At 73.5% G+C, this 19,588-nt stretch carries 16 protein-coding genes and 1 tRNA gene; 6 read left to right on the top strand and 11 right to left on the bottom strand.

The features are described 5' to 3' along the window. Positions 1-104: 104 nt before the first annotated feature. Positions 105-2,105 (bottom strand): putative bifunctional diguanylate cyclase/phosphodiesterase, encoded by a 2,001-nt coding sequence (locus tag OG251_RS13695; RefSeq protein ID WP_326677437.1) that lies wholly within the window; start codon positions 2,103-2,105, stop codon positions 105-107. A gap of 383 nt (positions 2,106-2,488) precedes the next feature. On the opposite strand from OG251_RS13695, the gene OG251_RS13690 reads away from it, so the two are divergent. Beyond that, a complete protein-coding gene (locus OG251_RS13690; RefSeq protein ID WP_326677436.1) occupies positions 2,489-3,730 on the top strand; it encodes a M6 family metalloprotease domain-containing protein in 1,242 nt (413 codons plus the stop codon). A gap of 94 nt (positions 3,731-3,824) precedes the next feature. On the opposite strand, the gene OG251_RS13685 is transcribed toward OG251_RS13690, so the two are convergent. From OG251_RS13685 to OG251_RS13655, 7 genes are all read right to left on the bottom strand, one after another. Then, a tRNA-Lys gene (locus OG251_RS13685) sits at positions 3,825-3,898 on the bottom strand. Then, the gene (locus OG251_RS13680) at positions 3,889-4,575 is read right to left on the bottom strand and encodes a hypothetical protein (protein ID WP_326677435.1); all 687 of its coding nucleotides are present in this window, start codon (positions 4,573-4,575) and stop codon (positions 3,889-3,891) included. Before OG251_RS13680 ends, OG251_RS13685 begins: the two co-directional genes overlap by 10 nt. A 190-nt stretch (positions 4,576-4,765) precedes the next feature. Beyond that, entirely contained in the window at positions 4,766-5,107 is a 342-nt protein-coding gene (locus OG251_RS13675) for a hypothetical protein (RefSeq protein WP_326677434.1), read from the bottom strand. Between the two features lie 103 nt (positions 5,108-5,210). Beyond that, on the bottom strand, positions 5,211-6,545 hold the full coding sequence (locus OG251_RS13670; RefSeq protein ID WP_326677433.1) for an AAA domain-containing protein: 1,335 nt from the start codon (positions 6,543-6,545) through the stop codon (positions 5,211-5,213). Then, the gene (locus OG251_RS13665) at positions 6,542-8,209 is read right to left on the bottom strand and encodes a hypothetical protein (protein ID WP_326677432.1); all 1,668 of its coding nucleotides are present in this window, start codon (positions 8,207-8,209) and stop codon (positions 6,542-6,544) included. Before OG251_RS13665 ends, OG251_RS13670 begins: the two co-directional genes overlap by 4 nt. Next, positions 8,200-9,381 (bottom strand): hypothetical protein, encoded by a 1,182-nt coding sequence (locus tag OG251_RS13660; protein WP_442818420.1) that lies wholly within the window; start codon positions 9,379-9,381, stop codon positions 8,200-8,202. The genes OG251_RS13665 and OG251_RS13660 overlap by 10 nt, the downstream gene beginning before the upstream one ends. Next, a complete protein-coding gene (locus OG251_RS13655) occupies positions 9,272-10,258 on the bottom strand; it encodes a phosphatase PAP2 family protein (RefSeq protein WP_326677430.1) in 987 nt (328 codons plus the stop codon). The genes OG251_RS13660 and OG251_RS13655 overlap by 110 nt, the downstream gene beginning before the upstream one ends. Positions 10,259-10,587: 329 nt before the next feature. Between OG251_RS13655 and OG251_RS13650 the strand changes: the two genes are divergently transcribed. Further along, positions 10,588-11,184 carry a histidine phosphatase family protein gene (locus OG251_RS13650; RefSeq protein ID WP_073723541.1) on the top strand — a complete coding sequence of 199 codons (597 nt, stop codon included), beginning with the start codon at positions 10,588-10,590 and terminating at the stop codon, positions 11,182-11,184. 298 nt (positions 11,185-11,482) lie between these two features. Here the strand turns inward: OG251_RS13650 and OG251_RS13645 are convergent, their stop codons facing one another. Next, a complete protein-coding gene (locus OG251_RS13645; RefSeq protein WP_326677429.1) occupies positions 11,483-12,883 on the bottom strand; it encodes a tetratricopeptide repeat protein in 1,401 nt (466 codons plus the stop codon). Between the two features lie 239 nt (positions 12,884-13,122). Here OG251_RS13645 and OG251_RS44980 point away from each other — a divergent pair, with 239 nt between their 5' ends. Further along, positions 13,123-13,653 (top strand): hypothetical protein, encoded by a 531-nt coding sequence (locus OG251_RS44980; RefSeq protein ID WP_442818329.1) that lies wholly within the window; start codon positions 13,123-13,125, stop codon positions 13,651-13,653. A 75-nt stretch (positions 13,654-13,728) separates the two neighbouring features. Continuing rightward, on the top strand, positions 13,729-14,640 hold the full coding sequence (locus OG251_RS13635; protein WP_326677428.1) for a spermidine synthase: 912 nt from the start codon (positions 13,729-13,731) through the stop codon (positions 14,638-14,640). A 69-nt stretch (positions 14,641-14,709) separates the two neighbouring features. On the opposite strand, the gene OG251_RS13630 is transcribed toward OG251_RS13635, so the two are convergent. Continuing rightward, complete coding sequence (locus OG251_RS13630; RefSeq protein WP_326677427.1) at positions 14,710-15,264, bottom strand: hypothetical protein; 555 nt, start codon at positions 15,262-15,264, stop codon at positions 14,710-14,712. 90 nt (positions 15,265-15,354) lie between these two features. Between OG251_RS13630 and OG251_RS13625 the strand changes: the two genes are divergently transcribed. Both OG251_RS13625 and OG251_RS13620 read left to right on the top strand, forming a co-directional pair. Continuing rightward, on the top strand, positions 15,355-16,059 hold the full coding sequence (locus OG251_RS13625; protein ID WP_326677426.1) for a response regulator transcription factor: 705 nt from the start codon (positions 15,355-15,357) through the stop codon (positions 16,057-16,059). Further along, positions 16,056-17,513, top strand: coding sequence for a HAMP domain-containing sensor histidine kinase (locus OG251_RS13620; protein WP_326677425.1), 1,458 nt, complete (start codon positions 16,056-16,058; stop codon positions 17,511-17,513). Before OG251_RS13625 ends, OG251_RS13620 begins: the two co-directional genes overlap by 4 nt. Before the next feature lie 245 nt (positions 17,514-17,758). On the opposite strand, the gene leuA is transcribed toward OG251_RS13620, so the two are convergent. After that, positions 17,759-19,543, bottom strand: coding sequence for a 2-isopropylmalate synthase (gene leuA, locus OG251_RS13615; protein WP_326681249.1), 1,785 nt, complete (start codon positions 19,541-19,543; stop codon positions 17,759-17,761). Between the last annotated feature and the right edge of the window lie 45 nt (positions 19,544-19,588).

Here is a 19,588-nt window from a genome sequence, read left to right as displayed (position 1 = left end):
CGCAGACGCAGACGCAGACGCAGACGCAGGCCCGTGCGCGACCGGGACCGGGACGACGGTCGGGTCGCGCACGGGGCTCGCGGGGTGCATGGGGCTCACGGGGCTTACGGCAGGGGTCGCGCACCGATCAGCCCGGCGATCTGTTCCGGCGCGACCGCCCGCGAGTACAGCCACCCCTGCCCGGTGTCGCACCCGATCCTGCGCAGCCGCTCCGCCTGCCCCGCCGTCTCCACGCACTCCGCGGTGACGGTCAGCCCCAGCCGGTGCGCCAACTGCACCATCGCCTCGACGATCGTCTCGTCGGCGGGGCTGGGGTGGGTGCCGTCGTCGTAACGGAAGCCCCGGACGAAGGAACCGTCCAGCTTCAGTACGGAGACGGGCAGCCGGCTCAGATAGGCGAGGTTCGAATAGCCGGTGCCGAAGTCGTCGATGGCGATCCGTACGCCCATGTCGCTCAGCTCCTGGAGGGCCCGCAGCGGGCGGCCCGCCGAGCCCATCACCGCGGACTCGGTCAGCTCCAGTTGCAGCAGCCCCGGCTCCAGTCCGGTGTCGGCCAGGATCTCGGCCACATCGGCGACCAGATCGGAGTCCCAGACCTGCCGTACGGCGACGTTGACGCTGATGAACAGCGGCGGCGCGTCCGGGTGGTCCAGCTGCCAGTGCCGCGCCTGCCGGCACGCGGTGCGCAGCACCCACCGGCCGAGCTGGACGATCGAGCCGTCCTCCTCGGCGATCGCGATGAACCGGTTCGGTGCCAGCACCCCGAACCGCGGATGGTTCCACCGGATCAGGGCCTCCACCCCGTGGACGACCCCGTCGGCCATCCCGACCAGCGGCTGGTACTCCAGGGTGAACTCACCGCGCTCCACGGCGGGCCGGAGCGTCGAGGCGAGCGCCTGGCGGGTCATGCGGTGGGCGTTGCGCTCGGGGTCGAAGAGGGTCCAGCGGGCCTTGCCGTCCGCCTTGGCCCAGTACAGCGTGGTGTCGGCGGCCTGCATCAGACCGGTGGGCGAGGTACCGGCCGTGGCCCGTTCCACCACCCCGATCGACGCGGAGACCGAGAGCCGCTGCCCGGCCAGGTCGAAGGGCTGCTGGATCGCGACGAGCAGCGCGTGGGCGAGATCGGTGAGCTGTTCCGTGCCCGAGGAGTCCTCCACCAGGATCGCGAACTCGTCACCGCCCAGCCGGGCGACCAGAGGGCTGCCGCCCCGGTGCCGGGTCTCGCTCCCGGCGCAGTCGGTGAGCCGCCCGGCGACGGCCGCGAGCAGCCGGTCGCCTATCCGGTGGCCCAGGGTGTCGTTGACCGCCTTGAACCCGTCCAGGTCGAGGTAGCAGAGCCCGATCCGGCCGTGCCGGGGCAGTGTGTCGTCCTGGTACGGGGTCTCCAGGGCCGTCGAGAGCCGCTCGAAGAACAGGGTCCGGTTGGGCAGCCGGGTCACCGGGTCGTGCATCTGGAGGTGGCGCAGCCGCTTGTGGAGCTCGTGCCGGTCGCTGACGTCCGCGACCGACATCAGCATCCGGCCGACGGTGCCCCCGTCCGAGCCCTCCGCCCCGTCCGAGGTCTCCGCCGCGTCCGAGCCCTCCGCCGTCTCCGAGGTCCCCGGCCCGGACAAGGTCCCCGGCCCGTACGGACTCCCCGCCCCGTCCGAGATATCCGCCCCCTCCGAGATCTCCGCCCCGTGCATCGGTACGACGGTGATCTCGGCCCACAGCGGGCGCCCGTCGGGATGCTTGAGCCGGCGGGTGCAGCGGAACCGGGAGCGCCGGCCGAGCAGCACCTCGCGGTACGCGTGCCAGATGTGGCCGTCCGCTGCGAGGTCGACCAGGTCGGCCGCCGGCTGCGCGGCCAGGGCCGACGGGGCGGTGCCCAGCAGTCCGCCCAGCGCGTCGTTGGCGCTGACGACCTGGCCCCGCGCGTCGACCACGGCCATGGGCATGGTGGCGACCCGGAACGCGGCGCGGTAGTCGCGCAGCTCGGAGGCCGTGGGTGCCACCGTGTCCGAGGCCGCGGGTTCCGCCGCGTCACGCTCCGTGACGGAAAGGGGCGTGGGGTCGGGGGCTGCTGGGCCTGCCGTGGGCCTCGGCCCTTCGGAGGTTCCGCTCACCGCTCGCTCCCGCTGTGAAGGTCGTCGTGAACAGGTGGGTCGGACAGGGCGCCGGGTGGAGGGCCCGGGTGAGGGGCGGAAACCACGCGGGAAAACGTGGTGAAGCATAGAGGGTGGCGCGGCGGGCGTTCCAGCCAGTCCACCGTGGCGGGCTCCGTGTCCACAGGGTGTTCCCCTGTTCGCCGTCGATCCGGTTTGTCTGCTCGTGATCTCTTCTGTGCGGATCTGTTATTTCACGTCAATGGATTGACCAAAGGTGACTGTCCGTGAAGGGGTGCGGCCGGTCGGTCCCTGACCCGAGTGGGGCAGCACAACTGGGCGTACGGCTCCGAACCGGCACAGGGTGGTCGAGGTGTCCCGCATTTCCCCATCCGGAGGTAGATGTGCCGCGTCAGCACAGACCCGGGGGAGTGGAAAGGCCGAGTCTGCGCAGTGTGGCGGCCGCTCTGACCTCCCTCATGGCGCTTGCCGCCACGTCTCTGGTCGCGGGCCCCGCCCAGGCCGCCACGGGCGACGCGGGCCCGTGCGCACTGCCCCGGACGGCGGCGCACCACTCGCTGGGGCTGGACAACTGGAACGGCGCCTATCCGCGCCCCGACCGCGGCCTGGACGCCGTCATGATCTTCCTCTCGTTCCCGGACTCCGAGCCCGCCGTCACTCCGGAGATGCTGGCCGCCGACCACTTCCCCGCGACCACGCACTTCTTCGAGCGCGCCAGCTACGGCACCTTCACCCTCCGCCCGCACCCGCAGCGGCGATGGACGCGGATGCCGCACCCCTCCGCCCATTACGGGATACAGCGTGACTGGGACTCGGGGCGGCGCACCGCCTACCTGCGCGACGCGATCGCCGCCGCCGACGACGACGTCGACTTCTCCGCGTACGACATCGTCTATCTGGTCGCCGATCCGGACGCTCCCGGTGTCGATTCCGACGCCACCAAGGTCGTCAACTTCGACCGGCCGCTGCGCGCCGACGGCACGGACATCAGGCGCGTCGTCACCGTCTTCGAGCAGCACCCGCCGGACCGCAATGTCCTCGCGCACGAGACCGGGCACGTCTTCGACCTCGCCGACCTCTACCACCGGCCCACGGACGGCAAGGGCGACTGGGACACCTACGTCGGCGACTGGGACGTCATGGGCAGCCAGTTCGGACTGGCGCCGGACCTGTTCGGCTGGCACAAGTGGAAGCTGGGCTGGCTCGACCGGCGCCAGGTGGTCTGTGTCCAGGGAACGGCCGATCTCACCCTGGAACCCATCGCCGCCGCCCCGGTGCCCGCCGGGTCCGTCGGGACCCGGCTCGCCGTCGTCAGGACGGGCGAGGGCAGCGCGCTGGCCATCGAGGCGCGCAGCGCCGTCGGCAACGACAGCGCGACCTGTTCGGAGGGCGTCCTGATCTACCGGATCCGCAACGAGACACCGTCCGGCGGCGGCCCGGTCGAGGTGATCGACACCCACCCCGACACCCAGTCCTGCTGGGACCGGTCGGTCTACCCGCCGCTCGCCGACGCCCCGCTCGGGGTCGGCGAGACATTCACCGTGCCCGGCGAGCGGACCAGAGTCGAGGTCGCCGACCGCACCCCGTCGGGCTCCTGGACGGTCCGGATCACCACCGGTGCGTAAGGGGCGTCCCCCTCGGGCCGCGTCGCTTCCGCACGGCTTCCGCCGGGCGCACGAAGAAGCCCCCTCGCTCTCGCGAGGGGGCTTCTTCCGTCTGTGCGCCGTCAGGGACTCGAACCCCGGACCCGCTGATTAAGAGTCAGCTGCTCTAACCAACTGAGCTAACGGCGCCTGGTGACGTCGTAGACATTAGCATCCTGATCGGCCGGAGGAAAAATCGAACTCCCGTCGGCCGCCAGGGGTGCCGACCGGCCCACCCGTACGCAGGCCCAGAGCATGACGTCCGGTCCGGGGAGCCATGGGCTACGGGTGTCGGGGGCGACCACCCAGCGGGGCCCGGAGTGGGTGGAAGTGCAGGTCAGGGGTGGGACGGTCACCGCGTCGCCGGTGCCGTGACAGAGCAGTGGCGGGACGGTCCTCTCCTGCCCCCGGCGCTGCTCGGGCCCCCCGGTGCCCCACTCCTCCCAGGCCAGCAGCGAGGGCAGCCGCTGGGCCGTTCCGGGGGCCGTGAACAGCATCATCCGGCCCCGGTGCGTGGCGACCGGTCCGGAGCCCGGCCCCTCGGCCCAGAGCTGCTCCAGCATCCGGCGGCCGAACAGCGCGGGAACGTTCACCACGTCGAACGCGGAGCCGCACGGCAGTACGCCGGGCGAGCCGGGACGGGCTTCCCACTGGGAGAGCGTGCTGCGCGGATAGGCCGTGGCCCCGGCCAGCCACGCGGCGCCGGCCGCGGTGACCTGTGCGGTGTGATGGGTGGCCTGGTCCCGCAGCAGGGCGAAGATGTCGACGCCGTGGTGCGGGGTGGCACCGGCCTGCAGGGTCGTTTCGTCTTTCAGCCAAGCGCTCATGGACCCAGGTCTACCGGGAGTGACGAGATCGATTCCGAGAGTTGCCAAAACTGGGACATGGTGGGAGGCGAGCGAGTATCTTGCCCGACGGCATATGCCAGGGGTCGTACCCGAAGTCAACGAAAGCGACCGTGCCCCAGGCCGGTCAGCGCCGCGGAATGTCCGGTCAGGAGGGCTTCCGGGGGTCCGGTCAGGGCCTCGGGGTGTTCAGCAGGGACCGGCCGAACTCGATCATCTTCTTGGCGTAGTCCTCGGTCCACTCCGCGCGCTCGGCGACATCCGTCACCGTCAGCCGGTCGAACCGGCGCGGGTCGGCCAGCTGGGCGGCGGCCATCGCCTGGAACTCGACCGCCCGGTCGGTCGCCGCCCGGAAGGCATGCGTCAGCTCGGTCGCGCGGGCCAGCAGGTCCTTCGGGTCCTCCAACGACTCCAGGTCGAAGAAGTGCTCGGGATCGGCTGCCGCCTCCGACGGCTCGAAGAGCAGCGGCGCGGGACGCAGCCTCTGCCGCTCGTTCCGCTCGGGCTGTGCCATGGGGTGTCCCTCCTTCGGGCGGCCGGACGGCCACCCTCCATTGTCCAGCCCCGCGCAAGGGGGCTTCCCGCCCCGGGGCCGGGGCGTGGGCGTACGCCGTCCGTCAGGGCCGCCACCGGACCCGGTGTTCCGCCAGATGTGCCAGCACCGCGTGGTTCGCCTCCCACCCGTCCGGGAACTTCACCGTGACCCCCAGCTGCACCGGCTCCGTCGACGGATGCTCGTCCAGCAGGTCCGCCACGCCCTCGCGGCACACCACGACACAGGCGTGCCGGTGGCGCGAGGCCAGCACACACAGCCGGCCCGTCTCCAGGTGGAAGGCGGTCGCGTCCGGGCGTCCGGACAGCGGATGCAGGACCACCGTCACATCGAACTCGCGGCCCTGGAGCCGGTTCGCCGTGTCCACCGCCACCCCCGTGACGCCCAGCTCCACCAGGGCCGCCCGGACCGCCGCCGCCTGATCGCGGTGGGCCGTGCCGACCGCGACCCGGTCCGCCGTCACCGGGACCGGGTCCTTTGACCGCTCGCTCGTCGCGACGCCGCCCCGGTCCAGCATCCGGCGCACCACCAGGGCCACCGCCCGTACCGCCTCCGGGTCGGTGCGCGGGGTGTGCCTGGCCGGCAGCTCCAGCAGCCCCCAGCCGGACTCCGCCGCCTCGTCCAGCACCCGGTCCGGGCCCGAACCGTCCGACGCGACCCCGAACGAGAGCCGCCGGTCCCCGTGGCCCGTACCGCTGCGGAACGGGGTGTACGGGTAGAACGCGTCCGACACCAGCGGCGCGGCCGACGCGGGCAGCCGCCAGGACACCGGCAGCCGGTGCTGCGGCAGCTGCGGATTGTGCGCGAGCAGCGTGGAGACCGCGCTCGCCGAGGGGTCGTAGCTCAGCCCCGCCCACTGGTCCGCGCCGACGATCGAGAACGGGTCCAGCTGGCCGGGATCGCCCACGAACAGCGCCCGCTCGAAGAGCCCGGCGACGGCCAGCAGCGCATCCGAACGCATCTGGTACGCCTCGTCCACGATCGCGTGCCCCCACGGCTCCACGTTCTTCACGTGCGCCCACTTGGCGGCCGTCGAGATCACCACGTCGAGCCCGGCCAGATCCGCCGCCTTCGCCGACTTCCGTACGTTCGCCAGCCCGTCCAGCACCTTGTCGTACGGGTCGGAGTCGTTGCTGTGCAACCGGCCCACCGGCAGCCCCGGGTCCTTCTCCGCCAGCCGCACCACCAGGTCGTCGACCTGCGCGTTGGTCTGCGCGATCACCATCAACGGGTGCCCCGCGGCGGCCAGTTCCAGCGCGGCGCGGACCACGAGGGTCGACTTCCCGGCGCCCGGCGGCGAATCCACCACGATGCCGCGCGAGGTGCCGCGCAGGGTGTCGCCGAGGATCGCGTCGGTCGCCCGCGCCGCCGCGGCGCCCGGGTCGAACGTGGCCGTCACAGCAGGTCCTCGGGGGTCACGGGGTCGGGATGTTCACGGAGTCCGTCGGCCGCGCCCGGTGGGCCGCCATGGGTCCACGGGGTCTCCTCCGGGTCCGGCAGCTTCGGGCCGCCGCGCTGGTCGTGCTCGAACAGCGTCCAGGCGATCCGGTCACCCGGCTCCGGAACCGAACCGGGTGCCGGTTCCCTGCCCCGCCCCATCCGGTCCAGGATCCGCAGCACCAGCAGGATCTCGCCCGCGTCGTCCGTCCCGCCGATAGCGCCGTCCACGGCGTCCGAGGTGGCCACGGCGTTCCCGGCAGCCCCGGTGGCGTACCCCGCGAACTCGGCGGTCTGCGGCTTGCCGTCCAGCGAGCGGTACACCTTGGTCCGCTCGCCCAGGTGCGGGCGTTCGGCCGTACGGACGGTGACCAGGGGGCGCGGCGAGGGCCGCTTCGACTCGCTGTACGCCATCTCCACCTCGGTCACCTCCGCGAGGAACGCCTCGCCCGACAGCCGTCTTCCGGCGAGCACCAGCGGATCGTCCAGTGCCTCCTGCGCGTCCAGCTGTGCCTGGGCCGTCTCCCGCGAGGCCAGCTTCTGTGCCGCCGTCACGGCGTCGTCCCGGCGCGGCTGCGGCGGCTCACCGGAGCGCACCCGGTCCCGGTGGCCGGTGAACGACCAGCGGTCCCGGGTCCACCGGTCCTCGGCCCTGGCCCCCTCGGGCAGCTCCCGCAGCAGATCGAGCCCCCGCCACACGGCGTCCCAGGTGGGCAGCAGCACCCCGGCCAGCAGTGAACGGATCTCCCGCTCGGCGGAGCTCAGCTCACCCAGCCGGGCATCCGCCGCGAGCCCGTCCTCGGCGGCGGCCAGCGAGGTGCGCGCCCGGTCGTACTTCTCGATCGCGGGTGCCAGCAGCCGGTTGTCGAACGCCGGATCGGTGGCCGGTCCGGCGGGCGGACAGAGCAACTGGCCCTCCCGGTCCCGCGCCAGCTCAGCACGGAGCGCCGCCTCGGCCCCCGACTCGCCCGCCGACGGGTCGATCCAGGCGAGCAGCGCCCCCAGATGCTGGTCCTCCAGGCTGCTCTGCCCGGTCGCCCAGTGCCGGTTCAGCAGATCGGTGGTGGCGAGCAGCAGCGAGGAGCCCGGTACCCGGGCGCGCTCCCCGTAGTGCGTCAGCCAGCGGCCGAGCAGGGGCACCCGTGCGGGTGCCGGATAGGGGGTGTCGGGATCGTCCTCGGCGGTCCGCCGGAAACGCATCGACCGCCCCAGCAGCCGTACGAACTCGATGCCCGCGCGGCTCGGCACGATCAACTGGGCGGCGTCCGCGCACAGTTCGACCTCGACCTTGACCTTCTTGCCGGTCTCGGGGTCGACCTCGTTGCGCTCGGCCGGCTCGACGACGTCCGCGTACTCCTCGATGTGCGGCAGGACCGCCTCGGCCAGCTCCGCCAGGAAGGCGAACCGCAGGTCCCGGTCGCGCGGCTGGGCGACGGCCAGCAGCCGGGGCGCCTCGCGGTCCGTCCCGACCAGCGCCCCCAGCGGGGCGCCCGCCTCACCGGCGGTGGTCAGCGGCACCAGCACCAGGGGCGCGGCGGTGAGATGACGGTGGCGGACGGTGGCCATCGGCTGCGCGCGGCCGCTCTCCACGGCCTCCAGCCGGGCCAGCGTGTTGATCAGCGACATGCGGCCGCGCCCTCCAGTGCCTCCGCGCGCAGGGCCGCGGCCCTGCGCAGTGCGGCGACCGTGGGGTCGGCCGGGTCGCCCTCCTTGCCCGCCGCGGCGGCCAGGACCCCGGCCACCGTCGTCAGCCCGCCCAACTCGCCCCGTACGCTCCGGCCCAGCGACTCCACCGCGCCCTCGGCACGCGACTTCGCCCGGCAGTGGAAGGCCAGCTCGCACGCGGCCAGGCATTCCGGGGCGTAGGCCGCGGTGACGGATTCGACCGCGGCGTCGAGCTCCTGCGGGGAGCACTCCGGGTCGAACGTCGTCCCCTCGGGCAGCGTCGCCGCGATGTCCTCGATGCGGGTCAGCCGGGTCAGCTGGCGGCTGGTGACGGCGCGCTGCTTGCGTACGTCCACGACCGAGGCGGTCGGCAGGTTGGAGAAGTCCTTCGGGCAGACCAGCAGCACCCGGTGCCCGACCTCGGCACCCTCGGTCAGCGCCGCGACCCGCTCCAGGGCCAGCACGTAGACGGCGGACTGGCGGGCCGCCGCGCCGACCTTCGCGGCGTCGGCGGAACTGTCGATCATGGGAAAGGACTTGATCTCGACGACCGTCCACCGGCCGCCGGGGTGCACCACCACCGCGTCCGGCTCCAGATAGGCGGGCGATCCCGCCACCTCCAGGGCCAGCATCGGGTGGTCCAGCAGCGTCCAGCCGCCCGCCGCCGTCGCCTCCCGCAGGGCGAGCGCGGTGCGCGCGGCGCGGCCCTCGGGCCCGGCCGCCGTCAGATCGGGCACCCGCACCTCGGCGGGCGCCTCGGCACCGCCGCCGAGGCGTTCGTGCAGCAGGCGCAGCAGCTCCGTACCGCCGTCGGCCTTGACCTTCGCCTCGAACGCGTTGCCCCGCATGAAGGCGAACTGGGACTGGCCGAACGGGGCGGGGGAGCCGAGAGCGGTGGCCAGGACGGCCTTGTCCACTCCGGCTCCGTCGAGCAGCGCACGGCGTTTGCAGCCGGGGTTGGCGGCGAGGGCGGCCAGCGCGCGGGCGTCGAGCGGGTGCGGTGCGACGGACGGGCCGCGCAGTTCAGCGAGCCGCTGCCGGAGCGTCGTCGCTCTCCGCCGCGTCGCTTCGGACCGCGTCGATTGCTGCCGCGTCGCTTCGTCCGGCGTCGCTTCGTGCCGTGTCGGTGGAATCTGCGGAGGTGGTCCGCTGGCCGGGGATTCGCTCACCCGCGGAAGTCTTGCATCCGGCACTGACAATCGGGGACTTCGTCGCCGTGGAGGCCGCGGCGACAGAGGCGGAAGCCGCCCGGAACCGGTCCTTGACCCGGTCGGCCAGCCGCATCACCGGCCTGGTCAGCAGTGCTCCGACGCCCATCACGGCGGCGCCCGCGACGGCGTCGAGGAAATAGTGGTTGGCGGTGCCCATCACCACGAAAGTGGTCAGCAGCGGGTAAGCGATGCCCGCCGCCCGTATGAGGGGGTGGCGGCCGTGGCGCCACAGCAGGATCCCGCACCACACGGCCCAGCCCACGTGCAGACTGGGCATCGCCGCGTACTGGTTGGTCATTCCGCTGAGCCCGCGCGGCGCGCTCGCGCCGGTGCCCCACCAGCCGTACGAGCTGTACTGGGCCATCGTGTCGACGAATCCGTATCCGGCGTCCAGCAGCCGGGGCGGGCAGGTCGGCATCAGCGTGAAGCCGATCATGCCCAGCAGGGTCGAGGTCATCAGCCAGGTCCTGGCCGCCCGGTAGGCGGCCGACCTGCGCCGGAACATCCATATGAGAACGGCCGGGGTGACCAGGTAGTGCAGGGAGGCGTACGCGAAGTCGGCGGGTATCCCGAGCGATGGGGTATCGGTCAGCAGCCGGTTGAGCGGGTGCTCGGCGTTGATGTGGAGCGCCTGCTCCAGGCGGAGGATGGCCAGGCCGTGGTCGACCGCCGTCGACACGTCGCCGCGGACCACGAGCCGTCCCGCCGAGTACAGCGCGTACACCACCGCGATCAGTGGCAGTTCCGTCCACCAGCGGGGCCGGTGGCCGGGCACGGGCGCGGCAGTGGCGTGCGGCATCCGGTAGCTCTCCCCATGTTCATGCGGCCGACGGCGGGCGTTCAACCGTACGGTGGCCGTGAGCCGCCGTTCCCCCCGGGGGGTCTCTTTCGGACGCCCCGTACCCACGCGGTTCCCGGTCGCGGCCGGGCCGCGTAACAGGACTGCTCAGGGTGGGACGCGGTTACGGCCCCGGAGGTTGCCTGCCGGGCACGTGAGAGATGATGGAGCGGGACGAATCGGCTCCGCCCTCGACCGAGCCCGGAGCCGTGCCGCCGTCCCTCCGTCGCCGTCCCGGCCACCGCAGTCCGGGACCTGTTCACCGTTCCACCGTTTCAGGGAGAGCCGTCATGGCACCGCGAATCCTGCTCGCCCGGCATGGCCAGACCCAGTGGTCCGTCCAGGGCAATCACACCGGCAGGACGGACATCCCGCTCCTCGACTCCGGCCGCGCGGGCGCGAAGCTGCTCGGCGCACGGCTGCACGAGGAGCCCTGGGCGGGGCTCCCCGGGGTGGAGGTGCGGACCAGCCCGCTCGTCCGGGCCGCCGAGACCTGCGAGATCGCCGGGTTCGGGGAGCGGGCCGAGCCGTGGGACGCGCTGATGGAGTGGGACTACGGGGCGTACGAGGGGCTGACCCCGGCGCAGATCCGGGCGGACCGTCCGGACTGGCTGATCTGGCGCGACGGTGTGCCGGAGGGGGAGACGACGGCGGAGATCTCCGCCCGCGCCGACGAGATCGTCGACTGGGCGCGCTCGGCGGACCGGGACGTCCTGGTCTTCGCCCACGGTCACATCCTGCGGGCGCTGGGCGCGCGGTGGCTGGGCGAGGACGTGTCCTTCGGGGCCAGGATCAGGCTGGATCCGACGTCGCTCTCGGTGCTGGGGTGGGCGTACGGGATGCCGGCGGTGGAACGCTGGAACGACACGGGCCACCTGCACCACTAGCCGCGGCGCCGCGGTTCCAGCCGGTCCGGGGCGCCCATGTTCAGCCGGTCCGGGGCGCCGCGCTCCAGCCGGTCCGGGGCGTCCACGTTCAGCCGGTCCGGCGTTTGAGGACGGAACCCTTGTGCCGGGGTGGGGCGCACCTTTGAGGTACTCCGGCGCCGGGCGGGCCTGATTTGGCATCCCGGGACGGGCTGCGTGCGCCCGGAACGTGGGGGTGCCGGGACGGGTTCGGTGGGTGTGCCCCGGACGTGGGGGCGGCGGGCGCCGGGCGGGCCCGATCGGGTGCGCCCGGAACGTCTCAGCGGTGGGTGCGGTCTGCGTGGCGGGTCAGGAACGTGGCCACCCCCGCCGCCCCGCCCCGCGGCTCCAGCACCCGCGCCGCCCCCGCCAGCATTCCCCGGATCCGGGAGGAGCGGACCCGGTCCAGCAGGTCCAGCGCCTGGTGGCCCGTCGCCGCCGCCTCGTCGGCCAGGCCCGCCCGTGCCAGGTCACCCGTCAGCTGCGCCCGGTACAGCGCCAGGTTCCTGGTGAAGTGCGCGTCCTGGAGCGCCACCGCACGCCGCCCGTGCCGGGCCGCCCGTGACCAGTCGCCCAGCGCGGACCAGCACTGCGCCTCCAGCAGCTCCATCTCGGCGTCCCGGAAGAAGGTCATCCACTCCGGATCGGCGGCGGCCGGCCCCCGCTCGAACGCCGCGCGGGCCCGCCCGATCGCCCGGTCGCACCCCGTCCGGTCGCCGAGCCCCGCCCGGCCCCCCGCCTCCCGCAGCGCGAGCAGCGCCAGCAGCCGGGGCGAGCCGAGCGCGCGGGCGGCCCGCTGTCCGGCCTCCGCCGCCCGGACCGCCTCCCGGGGCCGCCCCGTGTCCCGCGCCAGGAACGACGCGTTGCAGAACGCGTGCGCCTCCAGCGCCGCGTCACCGGCCAGCCGGGCCATGGCGAGCGCCTCCGCGTAGTGCGAGCGCGCGTCGTCGAACCGGCCCGAGTCATGGGCCAGCCACCCCACCGAGATCGCCAGCTCACCCGCCCCCGCGTGCAGCCGGTCCGCGGTGGCGCGCCGCGTCGTGGCCCCGGAGTCCAGCAGCGCGTACGCCGCCCGCAGCGGCTGGCCCGCCCGCCGGTAGAGCCCGTCGCCGCCGTGCCGGTCGTCCAGCAGCCGGATCTGCCGCACCGCCTTCTCGACGGCGGCCACCTCCGTCTCGCCGACCCGGCGCTGCGCGGGCAGGAAGACCGGGGAGGCAGCCGCGCGGGTGCCGTCCAGGCTCAGGGACGCGGCCGCCACCGTGGCGGTACCGCTCGTCATGAACACGCGACGCAGCACGTCGCTCTCCTCGTCGATGTCGATGTCGCCGCGGCCCGTGGCGGGCGGGGGAAGGGACGGGGTCGGGGGCACGGGCGGGGGTGAAGAGGGCGAGGGCGCAGGGGCCGTGTCGCGCGCCCCCCTCCCTCGCACGGCCTCGCGGTCCGAGAACCCCAGGTCGGCCAGGGACGACCCGGGGAACATGTGCAGGAAGACCCGTTCGTACGCGTAGTTGGGACAGCGGATCTCGCCGGACTCCACGCGCCCGATGTACCGGGCATCGCACGCGACGTGTTCGCCGATCTCGCGGGCGGCCCTGCGGACGGCTGCCGCGAACTCCCCCGCCGAGCGTCGGCCGCGCAGTTGGCGGAAGACGACGTTGGGAACTGGCCCTGTCGACACCATGGCTGGCCCTCTCCGGTGCGGCCGGGCTCCTGGGTCAGGTGTCCCGGCGGGGCAAGAACGTACCTGGTGTGACGAACCGCATACACAGGGTTTCCCTACAAAAGGGATAACTCCCCCCTGATCCGCCATGAACTGCCACCCTTTGCGGCGGCGTGGCGCCGTAGCCCTTGACGCTGTCGGCGCGTTGGACACATGGAGACGGAGTGTGGCTCCGTTCGGCGATGAGAGGAGGGGTTCCCTTGCTGCATCTCGGCTCGGAGACCGGCTCACGTACGACCGCGACGAACTCGACGGGCACGACGACGAACCCGACGGCCGAGGCAGCGAACCCGACGGGCGCGGCGGCCGATCCGGCGGGCACGGCGACGCGTCCCACGGGTCCGGCGGCGACTTCGCCCGACCCCGCGGCCGGATCCGCCGAGGAACCCTGCGACCTGGTCACCGTCCCGTCCCGCCAGGGCCTGGAGGCCGTGGACATCCTGCGCCGCGGCGCCGACCAGGAGCCGGTCGGCCCGGTGCTGCACGACGGCACCTGCGACACCCTGGGATTCCTGGTGCCGCCGGGCACCGCCCAGGCGTGGGACGTACCCGGCAGCGCCTGTACGTCCACGAACGGCCGCGGGCTGCGCATCCCCGCCGAGCCGCCCGTCTCCGGCTCCGGCTGGCTGCTGCCGCCCGCCGACGACGCCCCGGTCACCGACCCGGCCGCGCTCCGGGCCGCGCTCGACCAGGCGGCCCGGGTGATCGAAGCGGCCGACAACTGCAGCTGAGCCCATAATGGCCGGACGGGCGGATCTGCCGCCGTTGCCGGTACCCCGGGACCCCATCAGCGAGGATCAGCGAACGTGGCACGTCGAGGAGCGCCGGCCGGGGGCGCGCGGAAGGGTTCCGCGCGCAAGCAGGAGCGCCGGGCCGGCAAGGGGGAGCGGGCCGGGACGTCCCGGACGGTGGACGGCGGCCTCGCCGAGCTGATACCCGACCGGGAACGGCCGCACGGCTGGACCCTGCTGCTGGACGGCGCCCCCCAGTCGCACGTGGACCTCGACGACCCGACGTACCTCTCCTTCGAGTACCAGCGCAGGATCGGCCACATCATCGACCTCGCCGCTCCCGCGCAACATCCGCTGCACGTCCTCCATCTGGGCGGCGGTGCCTTCACCCTCGCTCGTTACGTCGCGGCGACCCGCCCCCGCTCCACCCAGCAGATCGTGGAGGTCGACGCCGCCCTCGTCCAACTGGTGCGCGCGGAGCTCCCGCTGGACCCGCAGGCCCGGATCCGGGTCCGCTCCACGGACGCCCGCGCCGGCCTCGGCAAGATCCAGGACGGCTGGGCCGACCTCGTCATCGCCGATGTCTTCAGCGGGGCCCGTACCCCCGCCCATCTCACCTCCGCCGAATTCCTCGCCGAGGTGCGCCGGGTCCTGAAGCCCGGTGGGCAGTACGCCGCCAATCTCGCCGACGGGCCGCCGCTGGCCCATCTGCGCGGCCAGATCGCCACCGCCGCCGCCGTCTTCCCGGAACTGGCGCTCGCCGCCGACCCGACCGTGTGGCGCGGACGCCGCTTCGGCAACGCGGTGCTGCTCGCCTCGGACCTGCCGCTCGCGGTCGCGGAACTGACCCGTCGGGTCGCGAGCGATCCGCACCCCGGCCGCGTCGAACACGGGCGGGCGCTCGCGGACTTCACCGGAGGCGCCGCCGTCGTCACGGACGAGGCCGCCAAACCGTCCCCGGCCCCGCCGCCCTCGGCCTTCACCTGACGCCGGGGGCCCGTACACACGCGCACACCCGGCCCGGCATCCCGCGCACACCCGGCCCCGCGCAGCCACCTACGGGTCGACGACCTGGACCGTCGGCGGATGACCGTTCCAGGTACAGAACACCGAGTACGTCGCCTCGCCCCCGTCATGGAAGTTCACCCGGATCCAGGCCGCGTTCGTCCAGACCTGCATCGACCAGCCCGGCTCCGGGGTCGCCGAGACCAGTTTCGCCGCGTCGCTCCCCAGCTCGAAGACGACCCGGCCCCCGTCCGTGCGGTACCCCTTCACCTCGCCCGCGGGCGCCGATGTCTTCGCCCGGGCGCCGGACGGCTGCCGGGAGGGCCGGGCGGACGGCGGCGACGACGTGGCGTCAGGACCCGAGGTACGCGGATCGGTGGTGCGCGGCGACGGGGGAGGCGCGGCCCGGTGGGTCGAGGACGACACCGGCTCCCGGCCGGCCTCTCCGGTCCCCTCGGGGGCCGGCGTGCCCACCGCGATCGGAACGGCGCGCGGAGGGTCGTACGCCGTCCCCGCCATCACCGTGTGCACGCCCCACCACGACAGCGTGACCGCCGCCCCGGTGGCGAGCGACCACGCGATCGCGTGTACGAGTCCTTGTTGCATCCGGGACATCCTGCACCACCCCGGCCGGTGCTGTCCCCCGTACCTCCGGCGGCGGGACCGGGGGCCGTCGAATGGCGTACGGTGCCGCCCATGGCAAGTGTGCTCGTGGTCGAGGACGACCAGTTCGTACGTTCCGCCCTCATCCGGCACCTCAGTGAGGCCGCTCATACGGTACGGAGTGTGGGGACCGCGCTCGAAGCGCTGCGCGAGGTCGCGCACCACGGCTTCGACGTGGTCGTCCTGGATCTCGGACTGCCCGATCTCGACGGCGCCGAGGCGCTGAAGATGCTCCGGTCCATCACCGACGTACCAGTGATCATCGCCACCGCGCGGGACGACGAGAGCGAGATCGTACGGCTGCTCAACGACGGTGCGGACGACTATCTGACCAAGCCGTTCTCGGTCGAACACCTCTCGGCGCGGATGGCCGCCGTGCTGCGCCGCTCGCGCGCCTCGGGCGGTGAGGCGCCGCCGCCCAGGGTCATCCGGGTCGGCGGGCTCGCCATCGACCCGCTGCGCCGCCAGGCCGAACTGGACGGCACGGCCATCGATCTGACCCGCCGTGAATTCGACCTGCTGACCTTCCTCGCGGGGCGGCCGGGCGTCGTCGTCCCGCGCAAGGAACTGCTGGCCGAGGTCTGGCAGCAGTCCTACGGCGACGACCAGACCATCGACGTCCATCTGTCGTGGCTGCGCCGCAAGCTGGGCGAGACCGCGGCCCGCCCGCGCTATCTGCACACCCTGCGCGGCGTCGGCGTGAAGCTCCAGCCACCGGCCCCGGAGCCGCCCGCATGAGATGGGCCCTGGCCAAGGTCTGTCTGGCGGTCACCGCCATGGTCGCGATCGCGTTCGCCGTGCCGCTCGGCCTCGTCGTCAAGGAGATGGCCAGCGACCGGGCCTTCTCCGACGCGGAACGGCAGGCCGCCACGATCGGGCCGACCCTCTCCATCACCACCGACCGCAAGGAGCTGACCCGGGCCGTCCTGTCCACCGAACCGGGCGACGAGGGGCGGCTCGCCGTCCATGTCCCGGCCGCCGACGAACCGGGGCGCCGGGCATTGGAGATCGGCACCCGGCGTGCTCCGCGCGAGGACGTGGAGACCGTCCGGAAGGACGGGCGTGCCTCCATCACCGCGGTGCGGGGCGGCTCCGCGCTGCTCACGCCCGTCGCGCTGGGCTCCGGGGACATCGCCGTCGTCGAGGTGTTCGTGCCCGAGGGCGAGGTCTCCCACGGGGTGACCACCGCCTGGCTGATGCTGGCGGGTGTCGGCATCGCGCTGATCGTCGGCTCGGTGGCGGTCGCCGACCGGCTCGGCGTACGCATGGTGGAGCCCGCCCAGCGGCTCGCGGGCGCCGCCCAGGACCTGGGGGAGGGCAGGCTCGGAACCAGGGTCCCGGAGGAGGGGCCCACCGAACTGCGGTCCGCCGCCGTGGCGTTCAACTCGATGGCCGACCAGGTCGTCCAGCTCCTGGCCAACGAACGGGAACTGGCCGCCGACCTCTCGCACCGGCTGCGCACCCCCCTCACGGTGCTCCGGCTCAACGCCGCCTCGCTGGGCGAGGGCCCGGCCGCCGAGCAGACCCGGGCCGCGGTCGAGCAGTTGGAGCACGAGGTCGACACGATCATCCGTACCGCCCGCGAGCAGCGCCCGCAGGCCCAGGGCGTACAGAAGGGTGCGGGGGCCGGCTGCGACGCGTCCGAGGTGATCCGGGAGCGGATGGGCTTCTGGTCGGCGCTCGCCGAGGACGAGGGGCGCGAGGTGCGCCTCGCGGGAGTGGAACGTACGGTACGCATCCCGGTCGCCCGGCCCGAACTGGCCGCCGCGCTGGACGCGTTGCTCGGCAATGTCTTCCGGCACACCCCGGAGGGCACCGCCTTCGCGGTCGATGTGCACCACAGCGGTGACGCGGTGATCGTGCTGGTCTCGGACGCGGGTCCCGGGATCGCCGACCCGGAGGCGGCCCTGGCCCGGGGTTCCAGCGGCCGGGGCGGGGCGGCGGGCGCGGTGGGGTCGACCGGACTCGGCCTGGACATCGTGCGCCGGGTCGCCGAGGCCACCGGTGGCGACCTGCGGATCGGCCGTTCGGTGCTCGGCGGTACGGAGGTCCGGATCTGGATCGGACTGCACGGGAGCAGACCGGAGCGGGGCGGCCGGGGACACGGGCGACGGGTGGGCCGGCAGCGACGCGGGAAGATCCGCCGGAACGCGGAGGTCCGGGGCACCCGCGGCGCGGGGCCGAGCCGCTGACCCGCGAAGACCCGCACCCCGGGCCACCGCCGCCCCGCACCATTAACCCGCGCCGATGGGTCCCTTAAGCCCGCCCTAAGAACGGCGACTCCGGACCGGATCACCCCTTTTGCCGGAATCGGTGCCGCTAACGTGCTCCCGCAGCCACCCACCGCCCGCGTGCCCCGGCCGGTCCCCATCCCCCCACCCCGGCCGGGGTGCGCGCCCCGTCCCCGCCGACGCGCGCCTCCGCGGCTCCGGATCGCTCAGGCCGCCCGGTTCACCGCCGAGAGCACGGCCGTCACCGAGGCGGTCAGCACGGATGTGTCCTGGCCCGCGCCCCAGTACCGCCGCCCGCCGACCAGGCATTCCACGTACGCCATCGCGGGGCTGCCCTGGCCCCGCCCCGTCGCGTGCTGCGTGTAGGTGAGGATCTCGACCTCGATCCCCGCACCCGCCAGCGCGTGCGTGAACGCCGACACGGGGCCGTTGCCCGTGCCCTCGTAGTCGCCCTCGCGCAGGCCGTCGTCCGTCCGGAGCGTGCAGACGAAGCGGTGCTCCCCCGTCGGGCCGCGGTCCGCCGTCCAGGAGGTGAGGGCGACCGCGCCGTCCCGTCCCGGCGTCAGATACGTCGCCCCGAACAGCTCCCACAGGTCCTTCGGGGTGGCCTCCAGCCCGCTGTCGTCCGTGGCCGCCTGCACCGTACGGGAGAAGTCGGCCCGCATCGCGGCCGGCAGGTCCACGCCGTAGTTGCTGTGCAGCAGATGGGCGATGCCGCCCTTGCCGGACTGGCTGTTGACCCGGATGACCGCCTCGTAAGTACGGCCCACGTCGGCCGGGTCGATCGGCAGGTACGGCACCGACCAGAGCGTGGAACCGCTCGTCTCCTGGTGGGCCAGGCCCTTGCTGATGGCGTCCTGGTGGGTACCGGAGAACGCGGTGTAGACGAGGTCGCCGCCGTACGGGTGGCGCGGCGGCACCGGCAGCCGGTTGCAGTGCTCGACCGTGCGGCGGATCTCGTCGATGTCGGAGAAGTCGATCATCGGGTCGACCCCCTGGGCGTGCAGGTTCAGCGCGAGGTTCACCAGGTCCACGTTGCCCGTGCGCTCCCCGTTGCCGAACAGGCAGCCCTCCACGCGCTGGGCGCCCGCCAGCACCGCCAGTTCGGCGCAGGCCACCCCCGTACCGCGGTCGTGGTGCGGGTGCACCGAGAGGATCACCGAGTCCCGCCGGGCCAGGTTCCGGTGCATGTACTCGATCTGGTCCGCGTACACGTTCGGCGTCGCGATCTCCACCGTGGCCGGGAGGTTGTGGATCACCGGCCGGTCGGGGGAGGCGTCCCACAGCTCGGTCAGGCTGTCGCAGATCTCCAGGATGAAGTCCGGCTCGGTGAGGATGAAGACCTCGGGGGAGAACTCGAACCGGATGTCCGTGTCCGGTGCCGCCGCCGCGAGCCGCGCCATCTGTGTCGCCGCCTCCCGGATCACCCCGTGCACCTCGGCCCGGCTGCGGCCCAGCACCACCTCGCGCCAGACCGGCGCCGTCGGGATGTAGAGGTGCACGACCGCGCGGTCCATCCCCGCCACGGACGCGAAGGTCCGCTCGATCAGGTCGGCCCTGGCCGGGGTGAAGACGACGGGGGTGACATCGCCGGGCACCGCCCCGCTCTCCACCAGATGCCGTACGAAGTCGAAGTCCGTCCGGCTCGCGGAGGGGTAGCCGACCTCGATCTCCTTGAACCCCATCGTCACCAGCAGGTCGAACATCCGGCGCTTGCGCGGGGTGTCCATCGGTTCGGCCAGCGCCTGGTTGCCGTCCCGCAGGTCGACCGGCACCCACAGGGGAGCCTGCTCGATCCGGGCGTCGGGCCAGCGACGGCCGGTCAGGGGCAGTTCGACGCGGTCGAAGGCGGAGCGGTAGCGGTGCGAGGGCATCTCGCTGGCGCGCTGCGGGTTCCAGGCGGGCGCACCGGCCGGGACGGGGCCGCGCGGCGTACGGAGGGTGGGGAAGCCGTGCGTCGAGGACGTGGAGCCGGAGGCGGGGCCGGACATGACGCCGGAGGTGGAGTCGGGCAGAAAGCCGGGCATGACGTCGGA

Origin of the sequence: Streptomyces sp. NBC_01237 (genome assembly GCF_035917275.1) — a bacterium.
Taxonomy (GTDB): domain Bacteria; phylum Actinomycetota; class Actinomycetes; order Streptomycetales; family Streptomycetaceae; genus Streptomyces.
Note: the sequence above shows the minus strand (reverse complement) of the source record. Positions and strands in the feature narration are given on the sequence as shown.

Excerpts from the sequence above, each read along its gene's own strand:
- OG251_RS13650 (WP_073723541.1), top strand. The coding sequence starts at position 10,588 with ATGGCACCGCGAATCCTGCTCGCCCGGCATGGCCAGACCCAGTGGTCC.
- OG251_RS13630 (WP_326677427.1), bottom strand. The coding sequence starts at position 15,264 with ATGCAACAAGGACTCGTACACGCGATCGCGTGGTCGCTCGCCACCGGG.
- OG251_RS13625 (WP_326677426.1), top strand. The coding sequence starts at position 15,355 with ATGGCAAGTGTGCTCGTGGTCGAGGACGACCAGTTCGTACGTTCCGCC.
- leuA (WP_326681249.1), bottom strand. The coding sequence starts at position 19,543 with ATGTCCGGCCCCGCCTCCGGCTCCACGTCCTCGACGCACGGCTTCCCC.
- OG251_RS13680 (WP_326677435.1), bottom strand. The coding sequence starts at position 4,575 with ATGAGCGCTTGGCTGAAAGACGAAACGACCCTGCAGGCCGGTGCCACC.
- OG251_RS13655 (WP_326677430.1), bottom strand. The coding sequence starts at position 10,258 with ATGCCGCACGCCACTGCCGCGCCCGTGCCCGGCCACCGGCCCCGCTGG.
- OG251_RS13675 (WP_326677434.1), bottom strand. The coding sequence starts at position 5,107 with ATGGCACAGCCCGAGCGGAACGAGCGGCAGAGGCTGCGTCCCGCGCCG.
- OG251_RS13665 (WP_326677432.1), bottom strand. The coding sequence starts at position 8,209 with ATGTCGCTGATCAACACGCTGGCCCGGCTGGAGGCCGTGGAGAGCGGC.
- OG251_RS13620 (WP_326677425.1), top strand. The coding sequence starts at position 16,056 with ATGAGATGGGCCCTGGCCAAGGTCTGTCTGGCGGTCACCGCCATGGTC.
- OG251_RS13645 (WP_326677429.1), bottom strand. The coding sequence starts at position 12,883 with ATGGTGTCGACAGGGCCAGTTCCCAACGTCGTCTTCCGCCAACTGCGC.